The sequence below is a fragment of the Ohtaekwangia sp. genome (assembly GCF_036568665.1).
GTDB lineage: Bacteria > Bacteroidota > Bacteroidia > Cytophagales > Cyclobacteriaceae > Ohtaekwangia.
In genome coordinates this window covers 21306-38935 of the sequence record NZ_DATCSD010000191.1, presented here as the reverse complement: position 1 = coordinate 38935, position 17630 = coordinate 21306, and the positions used below count along the sequence as shown (strand labels likewise).

Annotated in this window: 9 protein-coding genes; 5 read left to right on the top strand and 4 right to left on the bottom strand. The window is 46.5% G+C overall.

Going from position 1 to position 17630, the window contains the following annotated elements; translation table 11 throughout:
- Positions 1-161: 161 nt before the first annotated feature.
- The 3 genes from VIN08_RS11055 to VIN08_RS11045 all read left to right on the top strand — a co-directional run bounded on the left by VIN08_RS11055 (position 162) and on the right by VIN08_RS11045 (position 4540).
- The gene (locus tag VIN08_RS11055; RefSeq protein WP_331964547.1) at positions 162-1685 is read left to right on the top strand and encodes a glycoside hydrolase family 28 protein; all 1524 of its coding nucleotides are present in this window, start codon (positions 162-164) and stop codon (positions 1683-1685) included.
- Between the two features lie 2 nt (positions 1686-1687).
- The gene (locus VIN08_RS11050) at positions 1688-4012 is read left to right on the top strand and encodes a GH92 family glycosyl hydrolase (RefSeq protein WP_331964544.1); all 2325 of its coding nucleotides are present in this window, start codon (positions 1688-1690) and stop codon (positions 4010-4012) included.
- Between the two features lie 105 nt (positions 4013-4117).
- Positions 4118-4540 (top strand): hypothetical protein, encoded by a 423-nt coding sequence (locus tag VIN08_RS11045; RefSeq protein WP_331964541.1) that lies wholly within the window; start codon positions 4118-4120, stop codon positions 4538-4540.
- A 49-nt stretch (positions 4541-4589) separates the two neighbouring features.
- Here VIN08_RS11045 and VIN08_RS11040 read toward each other — a convergent pair whose 3' ends face one another.
- The gene (locus VIN08_RS11040; RefSeq protein WP_331964538.1) at positions 4590-4721 is read right to left on the bottom strand and encodes a hypothetical protein; all 132 of its coding nucleotides are present in this window, start codon (positions 4719-4721) and stop codon (positions 4590-4592) included.
- 203 nt (positions 4722-4924) lie between these two features.
- Here VIN08_RS11040 and VIN08_RS11035 point away from each other — a divergent pair, with 203 nt between their 5' ends.
- Complete coding sequence (locus tag VIN08_RS11035) at positions 4925-7849, top strand: DEAD/DEAH box helicase (protein ID WP_331964535.1); 2925 nt, start codon at positions 4925-4927, stop codon at positions 7847-7849.
- Positions 7850-8407: 558 nt separating this feature from the next.
- Entirely contained in the window at positions 8408-13795 is a 5388-nt protein-coding gene (locus VIN08_RS11030; protein WP_331964533.1) for a fibronectin type III domain-containing protein, read from the top strand.
- A 21-nt stretch (positions 13796-13816) separates the two neighbouring features.
- On the opposite strand, the gene pgl is transcribed toward VIN08_RS11030, so the two are convergent.
- The 3 genes from pgl to gndA form a co-directional block, all read right to left on the bottom strand.
- Entirely contained in the window at positions 13817-14542 is a 726-nt protein-coding gene (pgl, locus tag VIN08_RS11025; RefSeq protein ID WP_331964530.1) for a 6-phosphogluconolactonase, read from the bottom strand.
- Positions 14543-14636: 94 nt separating this feature from the next.
- Positions 14637-16166 carry a glucose-6-phosphate dehydrogenase gene (gene zwf, locus VIN08_RS11020; RefSeq protein ID WP_331964527.1) on the bottom strand — a complete coding sequence of 510 codons (1530 nt, stop codon included), beginning with the start codon at positions 16164-16166 and terminating at the stop codon, positions 14637-14639.
- A gap of 37 nt (positions 16167-16203) precedes the next feature.
- Complete coding sequence (gndA, locus tag VIN08_RS11015) at positions 16204-17619, bottom strand: NADP-dependent phosphogluconate dehydrogenase (protein WP_331964524.1); 1416 nt, start codon at positions 17617-17619, stop codon at positions 16204-16206.
- Positions 17620-17630 lie beyond the last annotated feature (11 nt).

Sequence of the window (17630 nt, the reverse complement as noted above, 5' to 3'; positions counted from 1 at the left end):
TTTGAGTGGATCAGCAAAGCCATCTTCCAGCAAATTACACCTGGGCCGTTCGGATCATTGCTTACTGGTATCTGGTTTATGCTTATGTGCTGGCTCGCGGGCTGGTGGCTCGACAAACGAAAAATATATATCCGGATATAGCACCTGAAAACCCTTGCGCCATGACGATGGAAAAAAATCTTTTAACGGGTATACTTCTCCTGCTGCTCAGCTTTACAGGCATTGCACAAAAACGATTTTTCATAACAGACTTTGGTGCACGGGGCGATGGCAAAACTCTCAATACTCTCGCTATCCAAAAAACAATAGATCGTGCCGCTTCCAAGGGAGGCGGAGTAGTGGTGATACCGGCCGGCAATTTTCTGAGCGGTACACTTATACTGAAATCCGGCACAACGCTCTGGCTGGACGAAAAGGCTGTATTGCTTGGCAGCACCGATCCGCAGCACTATAGATCACTCGGTCCGCTATATGGTTTGATCATGGCTGACGGACAACAGAATATTTCCATAACCGGTAAAGGTACACTGGATGGACAGGGACTTGCACTCGCACTTGCCATCGACAGTCTGCATCATGCCGGTATACGCATTGACTCCAGTTATAATTACAGGCGCATGCGCCCGGGAACACGCCCCAAAATTATAGACTTTCGCGCATGCAAACAGGTAACGATACAACAGGTAACGATTCGTAATTCTGCTTCGTGGGTGCAGAACTATGATCAGTGCGAGTATCTCTCCATTGACAGTATAAAAGTAAATAGTGTAGCCTACTGGAACAACGATGGCATCGACATCAGCGACTGCAAGCATGTATCCATTACACATTGTTTTGTAAATGCTGCAGACGATGGTATATGCCTGAAATCTGAACAACCCGACAAGCTGAATGAAGATGTATATATAGCCCATTGCACTGTGCGATCCAGCGCCAACGCTGTAAAGTTTGGAACTTCTTCCCGTGGTGGCTTCCGCAATATTCGTATAGAGCATATCACTGTATACGACACCTATCGTTCGGCTATTGCACTCGAAGCGGTAGACGGAGGTATACTGGAAGATGTACAGGTATCCGATATCGATGCTGCCAATACGGGCAATGCTATATTTCTGCGACTCGGCCATCGTAACAAAGACAGCCGGGTAAGTATACTGCGAAATGTTACTATCCGGAACGTGAAAGCACAGATACCCTTTGGCCGTCCGGATGAAGCGTATGATCTGCGCGGCCCCGACCTGCCCTTTTTTCACAACCCGTTCCCCGCTTCCATTACAGGTCTGCCCGGTAACCCTGTTGAAAATATACTACTGGAGGATATTGTTATTTCCTATCCGGGAAGAGCCACCAAAGGCATGGCCTATATACCGGTAAGCCGCCTGGCCCAGGTACCCGAGCGGGAAGACGAGTATCCGGAATTCAGCATGTTTGGCGAACTGCCCGCATGGGCATTCTATACACGGCATGCTGATGGCATACGCATGAAAAATATAACGGTACAGCTGGACGCCAGCGACTATCGTCCGGCCTTTGTGTTTGACGATGCCGCCCACGTGCAACTACAGGCATTGAATATATACCCCGCTCCTGCTATACCTGCACTTATATTACAGCATTGCACAGACTACAGCACAGACGCTGCTATACAAAATATAATCTCCCTTGTTGACCCCGTGAAGAAATGAACATGCGAAAGTATCTTTTAATTCTCATCACCCTCTCTCCGTTTTACCTCTATGCTCAGCAACGCCCGGCAGACCTGGTATATCCGTTGCTTGATGCAGCCAATAGCCGGTGGTTCTATTTCTCTTCTGCGTGTCGTCCGTTCGGCATGGTCAATCTTTTTCCGGATACCAATATAGGGGGCGAGTGGGACAGCGGTTATCGCTATGCACAAGATACCATTCTCGGTTTTACTCATATACATGAGTGGCAACTGGCCGGTGTTTCAATTATGCCAGTAACATTTACAGATGCATCGCTCAAGTCGGTGGTGCAAAATAAAGGCTCACACTTTTCTCATAAACACGAAACGATCAAACCCGGTTATCATGCTGTTCTGCTCGATCGCTATAGCATCCGGGCAGAGCTCACTGCTTCTGATCGCGTGGGGTTTCACCGCTATCAATTTCCCACGGCCGGTAGCGCAGGCGTTGTATTTGAGCTCGGCAATCACCTTGGCCCTTCGGATATACTGCGGGGTGGTTTTCGCCAGATCAGCGATTACGAGATTCAAGGATATATGGTGAATGGCCCCACCATGCGTAGACCCAAAGAGTGCCCGGTATATTTCTCCACTATATTTGACAAAAAAATAAAATCCATTGTGTTATACCACGATGGTATACTTACCCACGATATAAAACAGTGGGATGGCACCAACGGAAAAATACTTGTTATACTCGAAGATGCTGCTAACAAGCCCGTGCTACTAAAGACTGGTATATCTTTTACCAGCGAAGCCGGTGCTGCCCGTAACCGAACTTTGGAAATTTCGCATTGGGATTTTGATGCGATCGTAAAACAAGCGGATGCGCGATGGAATGAATTGCTGAGTCGCATTATTATAGAAGGCGGAACACTGCAACAGCAGCAGCGCTTTTATACCGATCTCTGGCGATCGATACAAGGCAGAAGAATAATAAGCGATGCCGATGGAAAATACACCGACCTCACCGGCAAAGAAAAAGTTATACGCCAGTTACCGGTGGGGAAAGATGGCAAACCACAATTCAACATGTATAACTCCGATGCTTTCTGGGGTGCACAGTGGACGTTAAATACACTCTGGCAACTGGTATACCCGGAGATCGCGCAGGAGTTTTGCAATTCGTTTCTGGAGTATTATAAAAACGGAGGACTTATACCGCGGGGTCCGTCCGGGGGTAATGATACATTTGTAATGACGGGCGCATCATCCACACCATTCTTTGTTAGCGCCTGGCAAAAAGGTATACGCGGCTTCGACATTAAGCTTGCCTACGAAGGACTGCGCAAAAACCACATGCCCGGTGGCATTATGAGTAAATCGGGCTATGAACATAACACGATGATGGGTGGTGGTGTTCAAGTATATATCGAAAAAGGATACGTACCCTACCCGCTTACGCAAAAACAATATGGCCAGCACGAAGATGGTGCCGGCATGACACTCGAGTATGCCTACCAGGACTGGACACTCGCACAACTCGCCAAAGCACTTCATAAAGAAAATGACTATCACTACTTTTTGAAACGCTCCACTAACTATAAGAATTTATACAATCCTGCATCGCGCTTTATACAACCCAAAGATTCATTGGGGAAATGGAAAGAACCGTTCGATCCCCTGCTATACGACAACGGCTATGTAGAAGGTAATGCAGCACAATTTACCTGGTTTGCTCCTCATGACCTGCCCGGCCTTTTTCAATTGATGGGAGGCAACGATACGGCTACCGCACGACTCAACAAACAATTTGAACTATCGGCCTGGCACCGCTTCTGCAACGAGCACCCGGAAGAGAATCCGAAGTTTGTAAGCAACAAACGTACGTGGCTCAATTACTCCAACCAGCCCTCTATGCAGGTAGCCTATATATTCAATTATACCGGCAAACCGTGGCTCACGCAATACTGGAGTCGCGAAGTAGTGAACCAGGTCTTCAGCGGCCTATCGCCCTATACCGGCTATAGCGGAGAAGAAGACCAGGGATTGATGGGTACGCTGAGTGTGCTGATGAAGATGGGTATATTTCAAATGACAGGCGGTTGCGAAGAAGATCCCTACTACGAAATTGGCAGCCCTCTATTTGATGCCGTTACCATTCAACTGAACCCGGCCTTTTACCCGGGCAAAGCCTTTCGTATAGAAGCGCAGCACAACAGCAGCATGAACCGCTATATACAATCCGCTATACTCAACAACAAACCGCTTTCGTCATTCCGCTTTCGTCATACTGATATAGTGAAGGGCGGTAGTCTTATACTCAACATGGGCGATGCTCCCAATCATAACTGGGGAATAGAGTAACCAGTAAAAGCTTATGGATAAAATTCGTGCCATGATGTTTTCATGCATCCGGTATATAGGTATGGATTTTTAATGACCACCTTGTATCACTAAATAAAGATGGCTATGAAACAAAATATGAGAATGATAGCAGCCGTGCTTTTCCTGGCATTTGCTGCGCACTATGTAATGGCCCAGGATCCGGGTATAGTTACCAGCGACAAACCGGGCTGGCATAAGATCGGTGAAGTAAAAGCAAACTTCAAGCAAGAAAATGAATCGATCATAGTGATGGGTGCTGATAAATTCAAGTCTATCAAATTGAAAGTTACTGATGCACCAATCAATATTGAAAGTGTAATGGTATATTATGAATCAGGCGCAACGGAAGAGCTATCGGTTCGCAATGAATTGAAAGCCGGATCTGAAACACGCGTGATCGATCTGAAAAACAAAGATCAGGATTTAAAGAAAGTTGTCTTTAATTACAGAACGTTGCCCAATCGCAAAGATGAAAAAGCTCATGTTGAGCTCTATGGATTGAAGTAAGAGAGATTGGCAATTTAAAAAGGCTTTCCGCTGTCTACGGAAAGCTTTTTTATTTTCTATTCCTTCCTGTGCAATTGCCGGCAACCGGCCGGAGTACGTTGATTTTTTTCTTCTGCGGGTGATGGTGTTGTTTTTCTTTTTCACCACCTTCCGGTGATGCATCCATAATCGCTTCGCTCATCTCTCAACCTCCACACAATCAGTGCGCTGCAAGATATCTCCGCGGGCTTTTCAACCAGACCTTTTACCTGTTATATTTGGGGCCGGAATGAAGGAGACGACAGTGACGCATTCGCGATTTTGATAGTTATCCCTGATTAATCCTTCCATCGGTTTTTATCAAAAATAAGCCCTGCGCATCATTGCGCTGCGAAAAAAATATCCATGCTTTTTGACGAAGAGAGAATTGAACAAAAGAAAACTGTGCGCCCTACTTTGCCGGCCGGCACAGTAATAAATTATGAAATAGGATTTCTGTTCAACTTTGTTTCAGGAAAATCTACACGGTTCGATCTGGAGCCTGTACTTATATATTCCAATGGCAAAGTCACCGAGTATAAACGCGTGTCGCTGCAAGTAGAAAAAGGACTCGCTTATTTACAGCCACTGAAGGAAGAGCTTTACAAAGACCTGCTGGAATTTTCTGATCAGCAGCTACTGGAGTGGATGACGCGCACCGGCAATCGTTTTATACGTAATCACTCCGGCTCATGGGCGCATGTATCCGCAAAAGAATTACTGAATCTGCGCAAGCACTATATCGATCTGTTGCATAAACTCTGGCCAACGCTAAGCAACTGGCCATCCATCTTTATACTGAAGAACGGTCGCTTTCTCAGCTATCATCAGCAACCGGTAAAGCTTGGCAAAGAACCGGCACGTTTCAGTTTCAATGTAGATCGTAACGGAGATTCTATTGTGCTTTCAATGATCGTGTGGCTCGATGGTAAGAAAGCAAACCCGCGTCTACTCGCAGGTTTTATACTGGAGAATGACGGGGCACTATATTTACCGGCCGAGCCTGCGGCCCTGACGTTGATCGATATGTTTCGCAATGGTCCGCTTATCTTTCCATTGGCAGAGAAGGCCGATGTTATCAGGCGCTATGTTATACCGTGGCTGGATAAATATGAAGTTACCATCAGCGATAAACTAAAGGTAGATATAGTCAACCCCGAGCTTACGCCACGCATTATGCTCAGCGAGTTGAATGAAAGTAACCTGATGATAAAACCTCAGTTTGCTTACAACGAAGTGGAAGTCGACTATAGCGATGAACGTTATCACGTAACCGGTGAAGCAGACAATGTAAAAGTTATTCAACGCAACACCACCGAAGAGAAAAAACTATACGAGTACCTGCGCACGCTGCACAGTTCGTTTACCAACCAGCGGAACAATCTATACTATTACCTGCCTTTCGCTGATGTAATGAAGCATGGATGGTTTATTACCATGATGCGCAAGGTACAACAGGAAGGCTATGCCGTGCATGGTTTACCGGAGCTGAAAAAATTCAGATATACAACACATATACCGCGCTTCTCGATAACAGCCAGCAGCGGCATTGACTGGTTCGACCTGAAGGTTACTATACAGTGGGGTGAACATATCGTATCATTGAAAGAGATTCGCAGAGCAATACTGAATCGCCAGGATACCATCATGCTGGAAGACGGAACACTGGGGCATATACCTGCGGAGTGGATCAGTCAGTATAGTTTATTGTTACGCACCGGAACGGAAGAAAACGGTACACTTCGCGTAAGCAAGCTGCACTATACATTGCTGGAAGATATACTTGAAAAGAGTGACGACAATACGGTGCAGCAGGATATAGAATTACGCAAGCGCAAGTTGCTCGATTACGACACGATACAGAAAACACCGCTCTCTACCGAGATAAAAGCGGCACTGCGTCCGTATCAGCAATCCGGCTTCAACTGGTTACAGTCGCTGGATGAACTCGGCTGGGGCGGCTGTCTGGCAGATGATATGGGGCTTGGTAAAACATTACAGACTATATCTTTCCTGCAGTTTCTCAAGGAAAAATATCCGGGCAGTACACAACTCGTAGTGTGCCCTACTTCGCTGATCTTTAACTGGGAAAACGAGATCCAAAAATTCTGTCCTACGCTCAAGCACTATACCTATTATGGTTTGCAGCGCGAGTTTACAGAAACGCATTTCTCCGAATATGATGTAGTGCTTACAACGTACGGGGTAGTGCGCAACGACCTGGAGAACCTCACCGGTTTTCTGTGGCAGTATATTATACTCGATGAAAGCCAGGCTATAAAAAATCCGGATGCCAGAGTGACGCGCGCTGTGCAGCAACTGCGTTCGGTAAACAGAGTTATACTGAGTGGTACACCGGTGCAGAACAATACATCCGATCTGTATGCACAGTTCAACTTCCTCAACCCCGGGCTGCTGGGTTCACGTGAATTTTTCAATCGCGAATTTGCACAACCTATTGATAAATTTGGCAGTAAGGAAAAAACACAATACCTGAAAAAACTCATCCATCCGTTTACATTACGAAGAACGAAAGAGCAGGTGGCGAAAGATCTGCCCGACAAAACCGTAACCGTGTTGTGGTGCACCATGGATGCCGAGCAACGTAAACTTTACAATGAATATCGCGATAATTACCGTAACCTCCTGTTGAAGCGCATTGACGAAGAAGGAATGGAGCGCTCGGGTATATATGTACTGGAAGGTTTGCTGCGCCTGCGACAGATATGCGATCATCCGTCTATGATTGAACCACTGCCGGGCCAGGAGATTCCGAAGAGTTCCGTAAAGATCGAAGAGCTTATTCGTGAAGTACAGGAAAACGCAGGTAACCACAAACTGCTGGTATTCTCGCAATTCACTGAAATGCTGCAGCTCATCAAACAGGAATTTGAAGAAGAAGGTATAAGCTTCTGTTATCTGGACGGAAGCACATCGCTGCCGAAGCGTAAAGAGCAGGTAACAAAATTTACCGAAGACGAATCAGTAAAAGCATTCCTTATATCATTAAAGGCCGGAGGTGTAGGATTGAATCTTACCGTAGCCGACTATGTATACCTGGTTGATCCGTGGTGGAACCCGGCTGCCGAGCAACAGGCAATTGACCGCGCTCACCGTATCGGTCAGAAGCGAAAAGTTTTTGCCTATAAAATGATCTGCAAAGACACGGTGGAAGAAAAGATTCTGCAGATGCAGGAAAAAAAGAAAATGCTGGCAGATGAACTGATCCACGAAGATGCCGGGTTTGTGAAAAACCTCTCCCGCGATGACATCGAGTTCCTCTTCGGATAAATGTATGCGAAGTATAGTGTATATGTAGTATATCTGCAAAGGCAATCTAAAAGGGTCTCTTCCGCAAGAGGCCCTTTTTATTTGAGATATTAAATACCCATCCCGGTATATTTTCTGAGGATTTCCACAACCGCATGCCCATGCTATAGCTATAGCAATGCTGCAGGTTAAAGAAGCCCTCATCCACCTGTCGGAAGATGAATACTGAAAAACCGCGTCCTTCTTTATTTTTTCTATGTCCCCATCGTTCACTGATTTCCGCTGGTACAGTTTTTTAGACTGACAATTATGCTCTAAAACAAAGGGATATATATACATGGAAAGAGGGTTACAACGGTAGGGGTAGATAGCGGGGATTCTTTCAGTAAAAGTCCAAACAGTTTCAGAGCACTATATCTATATACATAACAGAAGTGGGGGAAAGTACAGCGCTTCTGTTATCCTGTTTTTTTGTTTTTCAGATACATATACAGTAAGCGCAGTAACACAATAAGTCTTGGCTTTATTGGTACATCCTGCTATTACACTGGCTATATCATAAACGGGTTTTAAACTTCTATGTCATTACAAAATTTACCGAAGTACTTTGCTGCCTGGTGGATGGTTGCATCAGCCTATACCACCGTTGCCCAAACCGTTATTCATTATGACAGTGGATATACCCTCCGCAATAATCAACTCGGCCATTACTATAAAATGACCAGCTTTGCCAATGAGTCACTGCTGCGGGAATATACGTATTGGAAAAGTACAGGGTCGGTGGTAAATGAGTTTCTCAACTTCCGCGTCATCTTCCCTGCCGGGTATAACAAGAACAACACAAGTATAAAATATCCGCTGATCCTCATGCTGCATGGAGCCGGAGAATCCGGTCGCGCGTGGGAAGGTCATTATGAATATACTCCCTCCGATCTTCAATACGACAACAACAGCACCAACACAGCACACGCTGGCCCTTCGCATGTAGCGGCTGTGCTGCGCACTCCGTCTGATCCAAGAGCATTTCCCGGCATCGTAATTATACCACAGGTAAGCTATAGCGCAAGCTGGCAAAATGGTTGGGATAATGGTGCCCTGAGCGCCAACATGCGCATGACGATCGGTATCGTGGAATACTTCATTCAAAACTATAATGCAGACCGCGATCGTATTGTAATACACGGATTATCCAATGGCGCAAAAGGTGTATGGGACGCTGCCGCGAAACGCCCCGATCTCTTTGCGGCCATGTTAGCCATGTCGGGTGTAGGCAGTAGCTACAATACGATGAGTGATATACTTGTAACGATGCCGATCCGCATGTACCAGGGAGGCCTTGATACCAACCCGCTGCCACAAGCTTCGCGCGATCTTTACGATGTACTGAAAAGCAAAGGGGCTAATCCAACCTATACTATATATCCATCGCTCGGTCACGATACCTGGAATACAGCATACAACGAAGCAGACTTCTTTTCGTGGATACTCGCACAGAATAAAAAGAATATATATGTATTCGGTCAACAAACGGAACTCTGTGCCAACAGCACGATAAAGCTTGGATTTTCAGAAGGCTTTAGCGGCTATCAATGGACATTCAATGGTAGCGACATAGCCGGTGCTACTACACGATACTATACCTTGAACCAGCCCGGCACCTACACAGTAAAGTTCAAGCGAAGCGATACTGAGTGGGATGAATCTTTCCCGGTGCAGATCACACCTAAGTCTGCCTCCACTTATACTCCCGACCTTGCCAACACTGGCACCCGTATTATACCCATAGATTTTAACGGCACTAAAAATGACACACTGAAGCTCATAGCCCCGGAAGGTTTCCCGGAATACTACTGGTATAAGAACGGAGCTGTGTTTGATACCACCACTACCAATACAAAAGTTGCACACTTCCTTACAGGCTCTGGTACGGTGGGCTCCACAGCAGAAGCCGGTATATTTGGTGTGCGCGTAAAAGAAAATTCAGGATGCGAGAGTTTACCTTCGCCCACTATAACGGTAACGTACACCAGCCCGCACGTTGGGCCAACTCCGCCATCGTTCACTTCAGGAGCGCTTACCGCTATATCTGAAAAAGAAGTAAAAATTCAGTGGACCGATAATTCCACCAATGAAGAATACTTCGAGATATGGCGCAACCGCGGCACCACCAATGGCTATACAAGTGAGCCCTATAAACTTATTGCTACAGTACCCGCTAACACAACAACGTATAACGACAGTGGGCTCCGTCCGATGGCACGTTACTTTTATCGTGTCCGTTCAGCCGGTGGTGGCGATGGTAAATTTGCTGCAACCGAAGTAAATATTACAATGCCGAGCGATACCACCAAGCCGGCTCCTCCTGCAAACCTGGTAGCTACAGATATAGAAGATACACAGATATCGATACAATGGGATCCTTCTTCGGATGACGACCAGGTGGCAGGTTATGAAATATACCTCGGCTCAACGATAGTGGATACCGTAACTGTTACAAGTTATACTTTCTATAATCTTACACCGGGCACCGCTTACCTGGTAAACGTGCGTGCTATGGATGCACGCGGTAATTTTTCGGATTTTCCGGGAGAAGCACTGGCCGTTACTACACTGAGTCCTCAACATGGTTTGCAATATTATTACTATGAACCACTGGTAGTGCCCGATAATTTTACACTCGCCAATTTCTTCAGCACGCAGCAAACACCGGTGAAACAAGGTGCCGTGAGTAACGTTGATATCTCCGTACGCAACCGCGATATAAAATTTGTATTTGCCTTTGAAGGCTTTATCAAGATCAATCAAACAGGTAACTATATATTTTACGCACGGTCGGATGACGGCAGCAGGCTATATATCGATGGCGTATTGCAAGTAGACAATGATGGCCTGCACGATGGTGCTATCGAGAGAAACAAAACGGTAAACTTTACCACAACAGGCAAACACTCTATTCGTGTGGAATACTTCTATGCGAACAGTCTCGCACAAACATTGGCTGTTACTTACGATCCGCCCGGAAGCGGCACGGGTCTTGGTAAACAAACTATACCGGATACATTGCTCTACCGCACAGGCGCTACACCGGTTTCGTATTACTCAAAAGCATCCGGCAATTTACAGGACTTGTCTACCTGGGGCACGCAACCCAACGGACAGGGTACTGCTCCCACAAGCTTCACCGATCCTTTTGAATACTTCTATATCTATAATCGCAGCGGCAATGTTGCTGTTACTGCTCCGTGGAATGCTGGCGGAACCGGCTCCAAAATTATTGCAGGCTCCGGTATAACACTAAACCTCAATGAAGCAGTTACCGGTATACTGGAAGCAGAAGACAATACGGTGATCAACATGAATCACACAACGATCCCAACACTGGGTACATTAGCAGCAACGTCAACCGTAAATTTTAATGTAACGTGCGCAGTGCCCAACGGAGCGTATGGAAATTTACACCTGACTACAGCGGCTACTACCAAAACATTACCGCTGAGTTCTATTGCTGTAAAAGGCAATCTGATGATTGATGAAGATGTAGCCATACAAGGTGCCGATGCCAACAAGTCTATCATTTCGGTGGAGGGAAATATGAGCTTTCTGGGTTCAGAGAGTCCGGTAGCGGGACAGTTATACTCCATCACTTTTAAAGGAGGAAGAAGTCACACGCTTACCTTAAATCCGGATACCGATCTGTCGCTATACGAACTTACGCTGGATTATAGCGATCAACTACAATTGGAGAACAGCACCGGCACACCAGCTACCTTACGCATCGGCAACACAAGCGGTGGCGGCCTTACACTCAATACGGGCGCCTTGCTGCAGCTCGATAAAAATAATCTGATACTCTCCGGCAAAGTGGCTGTAAATGCCGGCGGAGAAACCGGAGAGATTGCAGTGAATGGCAGCAACATTACCATACAAACAACCTCTGCAACATCGTCCAATCTCTTATTCCACGATACAGCAGACAGTCTGCAGAACATCACCTTATCATCCGGTGGTGGTGCTCAATTTCATTTACAAAGCCCGGTAAAGGTGAAAGGTTTGATAACGCTTACAAAAGGCGAGCTTAATTGCCACGATAATAACCTGACGCTGGTATCTGATAAAAATGGCAGTGCGCGTATAGGCCCCCTGTTGGCAGGCGCTAAAATTACCGGCACCATTACTTATCAACGCTATATGGAAGGCGAAGGCAGAATATACCGGTATATAGCATCACCTATTAAAGCGATGAGCGTTGCCGATATGCAGCAATATATACCGGTTACCGGTCCCTTTACCGGGCACAGCACGGGTGATGGTATAAATGGAACAGCCGCATCGCTATTTTATTATAACGAACCCGAAGGCGGTTGGCTGGGCTTTCCGGCAGAAGGCGGATCGAACACCGATACACTCCGTGTCGGCAAAGGATACTCCATCTTTGTGCGCGAAGGTACCAACACCACCACGTGGCAAACTACCGGGGTGCCACATCAGGGCAGCTATACATTTCCACTTACCGGTGGCACATTAGGACAGGATAACGGATGGAACCTGCTGGGCAATCCGTACCCCTCGCCGATTCAATGGACTGGCGCTGCCGATACACGGTGGAGTATATTTCAGAATGTAAGTAACACAGTATATATACGTGAGAATTTCGGAACAGAGTATCGCTGGCGCGTATGGAACGGAACCACCGGAAACCTGGCCAACGGTATAATCGCCCCCGGTCAATCATTCTGGGTGCAAACCACCTCAAGTGCTCCGGCTATTACCATTACTGAAAATGCCAAGTATACTGCCGATGCATCCTTCTATCGCGAAGAACCCTCGGAAGCAATCGCCATCAGTCTGAGCAACGGTATATTTACCGATGAAACCTATATTCAACTGGGCCACTCCGCAAGCGACCGCTATAACAAAAATGAAGATGCCGTAAAGCAGGAGAATACCTATTTTAATTTATCATCGGCTTCTGCGGATAGTATAGCGCTGGCCATCAATATACGCTCGGCAGATTTTTGTAAGCAAAGTATACCGCTCTATATCCGCCAGGCTGCACGCGGAAATTATACCCTGACATTTGATGGCATCGAGAACATACGCACTAAAGTATATTTGAACGATGCCCTGCTGAATAAACAAGTGGAAATCACCAGTGGTCAGCATTATACCTTTGTTGTTACAGATGATGCACGCGCCAGCGAAAACCGCTTCACGCTTATCCTCAACAGACCCGATGCTCCGGCTATTACGGCTGCAAAAGCAACCGATGCCTGCGAGAGCAATGTGCCCGTAACACTGGAAGGCACACAAGCTGATATAGGGTACCAGGCTTTCTATAACGATCGGCCGGTTTCTGCAAGAACGCTTGCAGCCGGCAGCACGACAGCGCTTGACCTCGACTATAGCTTGCTACACAGTGGTATATTTGATATCGCTATCAAAGCCGGGTATGGCACAGGCGATTGTCCTGCCATAACATTACCACAGACTATACGCGTTACGATTGATTCGCTTGCACCACCTCATATAATATCAACCGATAATAAATTATATACAGCGCATCACGAAGGTCAGCAATACCAATGGTATATGGATGGCGCTCCATTGGCTGCAGAAACATCTGCCGAAATTATACCGATAGCATTTGGCGAATATAGTGTAGCGGTTACAGCGGGCAGTTGTTACAAAATGTCAGATACGTTACGCTATACTCCTACCGGCAGTGAAGTTTCGCTGGAGAAAACAGCTACTGTATCTCCCAATCCTTTTACGGATAAACTGACCATCAACTTGCAAAGCCACCAGGCAAAAACCATATCGCTCACCAACCTGGCGGGAAAAGTAGTAATAGAAAAAACGGTGAGCGAGCAGGATAAGAATATTACACTTGATCTGACCAATATAGCACAGGGCACCTATATACTTTCCATTGGGGAAGCCCGCTATAAAGTGATCAAGAAAACATAGCCGACATTCTCTTGTCCATAGTTACTTCCGGTTCAACTGTCTTGCCGCGGATTGATCCAGATACCAATGCAGCATTCCTCCATTCGGGCGGATCAGTTGGGCCGGATACTTTTCTACATCTTGTTCTCCTTCCAATACATGATGCAACGCTTCCGCTTTGGAAGGTCCGTATACCAGGAACGCTACCACCGCAGCCTGGTTGATACAAGGCGCAGTGATTGTAATGCGATACATCTTTACCTTATCAATATATAGCGCTTTCACCAGCGATTCCTTTTCGTGTATAACGGTTGTGCCGGGAAACAGTGATGCTGTATGAGCATCATCGCCAAGACCGAGTAATACCAGATCGAAACGCACGGGTTTATCACCGAAGTACGCGAGCAGATCATCTTCATACGCTTGTGCCGCCTGCTCCGGTTCCAGTTCTGTTTTCATCCGGAAGATCTGTCCTTCCGATATGTTCAATGCATCGAACAATGCCTTCTTCGCCATCAGAAAATTACTGTCAGGATGATCAGCCGGTACATAACGTTCATCACCAAAAAAGAAAAATACTTTCGACCATTCGATCTTGTTCCGGTATATATCTGACGCGAGTAACTCAAACAATTTCTTCGGAGAACTTCCTCCCGACAATACAAATGAAAATCTTCCCTCCTTTTGAATAGCTTCTTTAGCAAGTGCAGTAACCTGATCGGCCAGTGCTGTTAATAGTATATCCGGAGTTTCAAAAACGTGAATCATTCTTTATAGTATATCTGTTCTGAAGGAAGCTTAAAGCTAAATGTACTTAGCTATAGCCTTAAGCTTTTCACTTTCTGCTTTAAGCTTTCTATTCTTATTTTTTCTTCTCATTCTTCAGCGGCAACGTGAACCAGTGAAAACCATCTTGCGCTATTAACGCTTCAGCAGTTTCTGGTCCCCATGAATCGGCCGAGTAATTCGGGAAGCTGAGGCTCTTCTTGCCACCCCATGCATTGAGTATAGGCATGAGCAGATCCCACGCAGCTTCCACCTGGTCGCCACGCATAAAGAGCGTCTGGTCGCCCAGCATGGTATCGAGTAATAATGTTTCGTAAGCTTCCGGTGTATCGCCCGTATACGTACCGTTGTAATCGAAGATCATGTCTACCGGGTTCAAGGTCATATCCAGCCCGGGACGTTTAGCCTGTACTTGCAGGCGCACACTCATCTCGGGTTGTATACTGATGATAAGACGATTCTGCTGCCAGCCTTCCACGGCTTCTGACGGGAAGATCATGTGTGGCACATCTTTGAATTGTATCGTGATAACCGATGATGACTGATGCATGCGTTTACCCGTGCGCAGGTAGAACGGCACACCATGCCAGCGCCAGTTATCGACAAAGAATTTTATCGCGGCAAAGGTTTCTGTATTCGACTGCGGATTTACTCCCTGCTCTTCGCGATAGCCAAGTACTTCTTTTCCTTCTATCCACCCTTTGCTATACTGGCCGCGCACAGCGTTCTTCTTGATATCTTCCGCACTAAATTTGCGCATGGAGTGCAGCACATCTACTTTACAATCGCGCACTTTGTCTGCTTCGAAACTTACCGGAGGTTCCATCGCCACCAGGCAAAGTAATTGCAGTATATGATTCTGAATCATATCGCGCAGCGCCCCGGCTTCATCATAATAACCACCGCGATTACCCATACCGAGTTGCTCGGTTACCGATATCTGCACGTGATCAATATAGTTTCTGTTCCACAGCGGCTCAAATATAGAGTTGGCAAACCGGAAGGCGAGTATATTTTGCACCGTCTCTTTGCCCAGATAATGATCAATGCGGTATATCTGTTGCTCGGAAAATATACTGCCCAGTAACTGGTTCAGTTTTTTTGCTGACTCCAGATCATGCCCGAATGGTTTCTCGATCACAATGCGCGAACGCGATGTATCTTCCGCGAGTTTATGCTTCGCCAGGTTTTCAGCGATTGTGCTGAAGAACCGTGGAGCTACAGCCAGGTAGTAGATCACATTTGCCGTGGCGCCTGCTTCTTTTTCAAAAGCAGCAATGCGCCTGCCCTGCTCCTCGTATGTTTTCGATTCGTTTATATCCGATACCTGGAAGTATACATGTTGTACAAAAGCATCCCACTTTTCTTTTTGGGGTTTACCGCTGCGCGAAAATTGACTTATATCTTTCAGCAGTACTTCACGAAACTGATTATCGGTAAATGCGGTGCGCCCCATGGCCACAATAGAGAAGTGATGCGGCATCCATCCATCTACAAAGAGATTATAGAGAGCCGGAACAAGTTTACGTGAAGTCAGGTCGCCCGTGCCACCAAAAATAAAAAAGATGGCGGGCTGTGTTTTAAGAGAGTCGGTAGCTGAACTCATGCTATACGTAGGGTTGATCGTAGGGTAAAGGCCGGATTTATTTTGTGAACCATTGCGTGTGGAATACACCTTCTTTGCCAATAAGCTCGTAGGTGTGCGCACCAAAGTAATCGCGTTGTGCCTGTATCAGGTTCGATGGCATACGCTCGCTGCGGAATGCATCGAAGTAACTCAGCGAAGCTGTATACGCAGGTATCGCTATACCCGCTGCCGTAGCAGCCGATACAACGGTACGCATACCCGCCACAGCACCGTTCACTTTTTGTGCTATACCGCCATCGAGCAGCAGGTGCGGCAGTTGTGTATCTTTCTTATACGCCTGGTATATATCCTCGAGGAAGGTAGAACGGATGATACATCCGCCACGCCAGATCAGTGCAATGCTATCCATCTTCAAATTATAGCCATACTCCTGCGATGCCTGCGACAGCAGGTGCATACCTTGTGCGTAAGCAATCACGGTACTGAAATACAGGGCTTGTTCCAATGACTGCACAAAGGCTACCTGATCAACATTCAACTTCAAGCCACTGTCTTTATAGAGTGCAGATGCTTTGGTGCGAAGTGCTTTATACCTGGAAAGATCGCGCATGGAAACGGCTGTATCGATAGTAGGGATCGGCAACTGTAAGTCCATGGCTACCTGTGATGTCCACTTACCCGTGCCTTTCGATCTTGCTTCGTCTTTGATGTCGTTCAACAACAAATGACTGGCACCTGGTGCTTTGAACGCAAATATATCGCGTGTTATCTCGATGAGAAACGACTGCAGCCTGCCATCGTTCCATTCTTTAAATATAGTATGGATCTGTTCGCCCGGCAGGTTCAACCCTTTCTGCATTACTTCGTAGGTCTCTGCTATAAGCTGCATCAGGCCATACTCAATACCGTTGTGTACCATCTTTACAAAGTGACCGCTTGAACCCGGGCCGATATAGGTAACACACGGATCGCCCTTTACTTTTGCTGCGATCGCTTCAAATATAGGCTTCACTACTTTATAGGCTTCAGGGTCGCCACCCGGCATCATGCTCGGGCCTTTGCGCGCACCTTCTTCTCCGCCCGATACACCCATACCAAAGAAGTGAAGTCCTTTATTCTTTAACTCTTCTGCTCTGCGGTTTGTATCTGTAAAATGAGAATTACCACCATCTATAATTAGATCTCCTTTGTCGAGTAACGGAGCAATTTCGGCTATAGCAGCGTCTACAATTTTACCGGCAGGCACCAGCAACATAACAGCACGCGGCTTTTGCAAGTTGCCTATAAATTCCTGCAGAGAGGTAAATCCTTTCACGTCACCCTTCACCGCTTCTTTACCGAGGAGCTCTACTTTCGTTGCATCTTTATCATAGCCAGCCACTTTAAATCCATGGTCTGCCATATTTAAAAGAAGATTACGTCCCATGGTACCAAGACCGACCATGCCTAAGAGATAAGAATTGCCTTGCATTGTTATATAGA

Excerpts from the sequence above, each read along its gene's own strand:
- VIN08_RS11045 (WP_331964541.1), top strand. The coding sequence starts at position 4,118 with ATGAAACAAAATATGAGAATGATAGCAGCCGTGCTTTTCCTGGCATTT.
- VIN08_RS11055 (WP_331964547.1), top strand. The coding sequence starts at position 162 with ATGACGATGGAAAAAAATCTTTTAACGGGTATACTTCTCCTGCTGCTC.
- VIN08_RS11050 (WP_331964544.1), top strand. The coding sequence starts at position 1,688 with ATGCGAAAGTATCTTTTAATTCTCATCACCCTCTCTCCGTTTTACCTC.
- VIN08_RS11040 (WP_331964538.1), bottom strand. The coding sequence starts at position 4,721 with ATGAGCGAAGCGATTATGGATGCATCACCGGAAGGTGGTGAAAAAGAA.
- pgl (WP_331964530.1), bottom strand. The coding sequence starts at position 14,542 with ATGATTCACGTTTTTGAAACTCCGGATATACTATTAACAGCACTGGCC.
- VIN08_RS11030 (WP_331964533.1), top strand. The coding sequence starts at position 8,408 with ATGTCATTACAAAATTTACCGAAGTACTTTGCTGCCTGGTGGATGGTT.
- gndA (WP_331964524.1), bottom strand. The coding sequence starts at position 17,619 with ATGCAAGGCAATTCTTATCTCTTAGGCATGGTCGGTCTTGGTACCATG.
- VIN08_RS11035 (WP_331964535.1), top strand. The coding sequence starts at position 4,925 with ATGCTTTTTGACGAAGAGAGAATTGAACAAAAGAAAACTGTGCGCCCT.
- zwf (WP_331964527.1), bottom strand. The coding sequence starts at position 16,166 with ATGAGTTCAGCTACCGACTCTCTTAAAACACAGCCCGCCATCTTTTTT.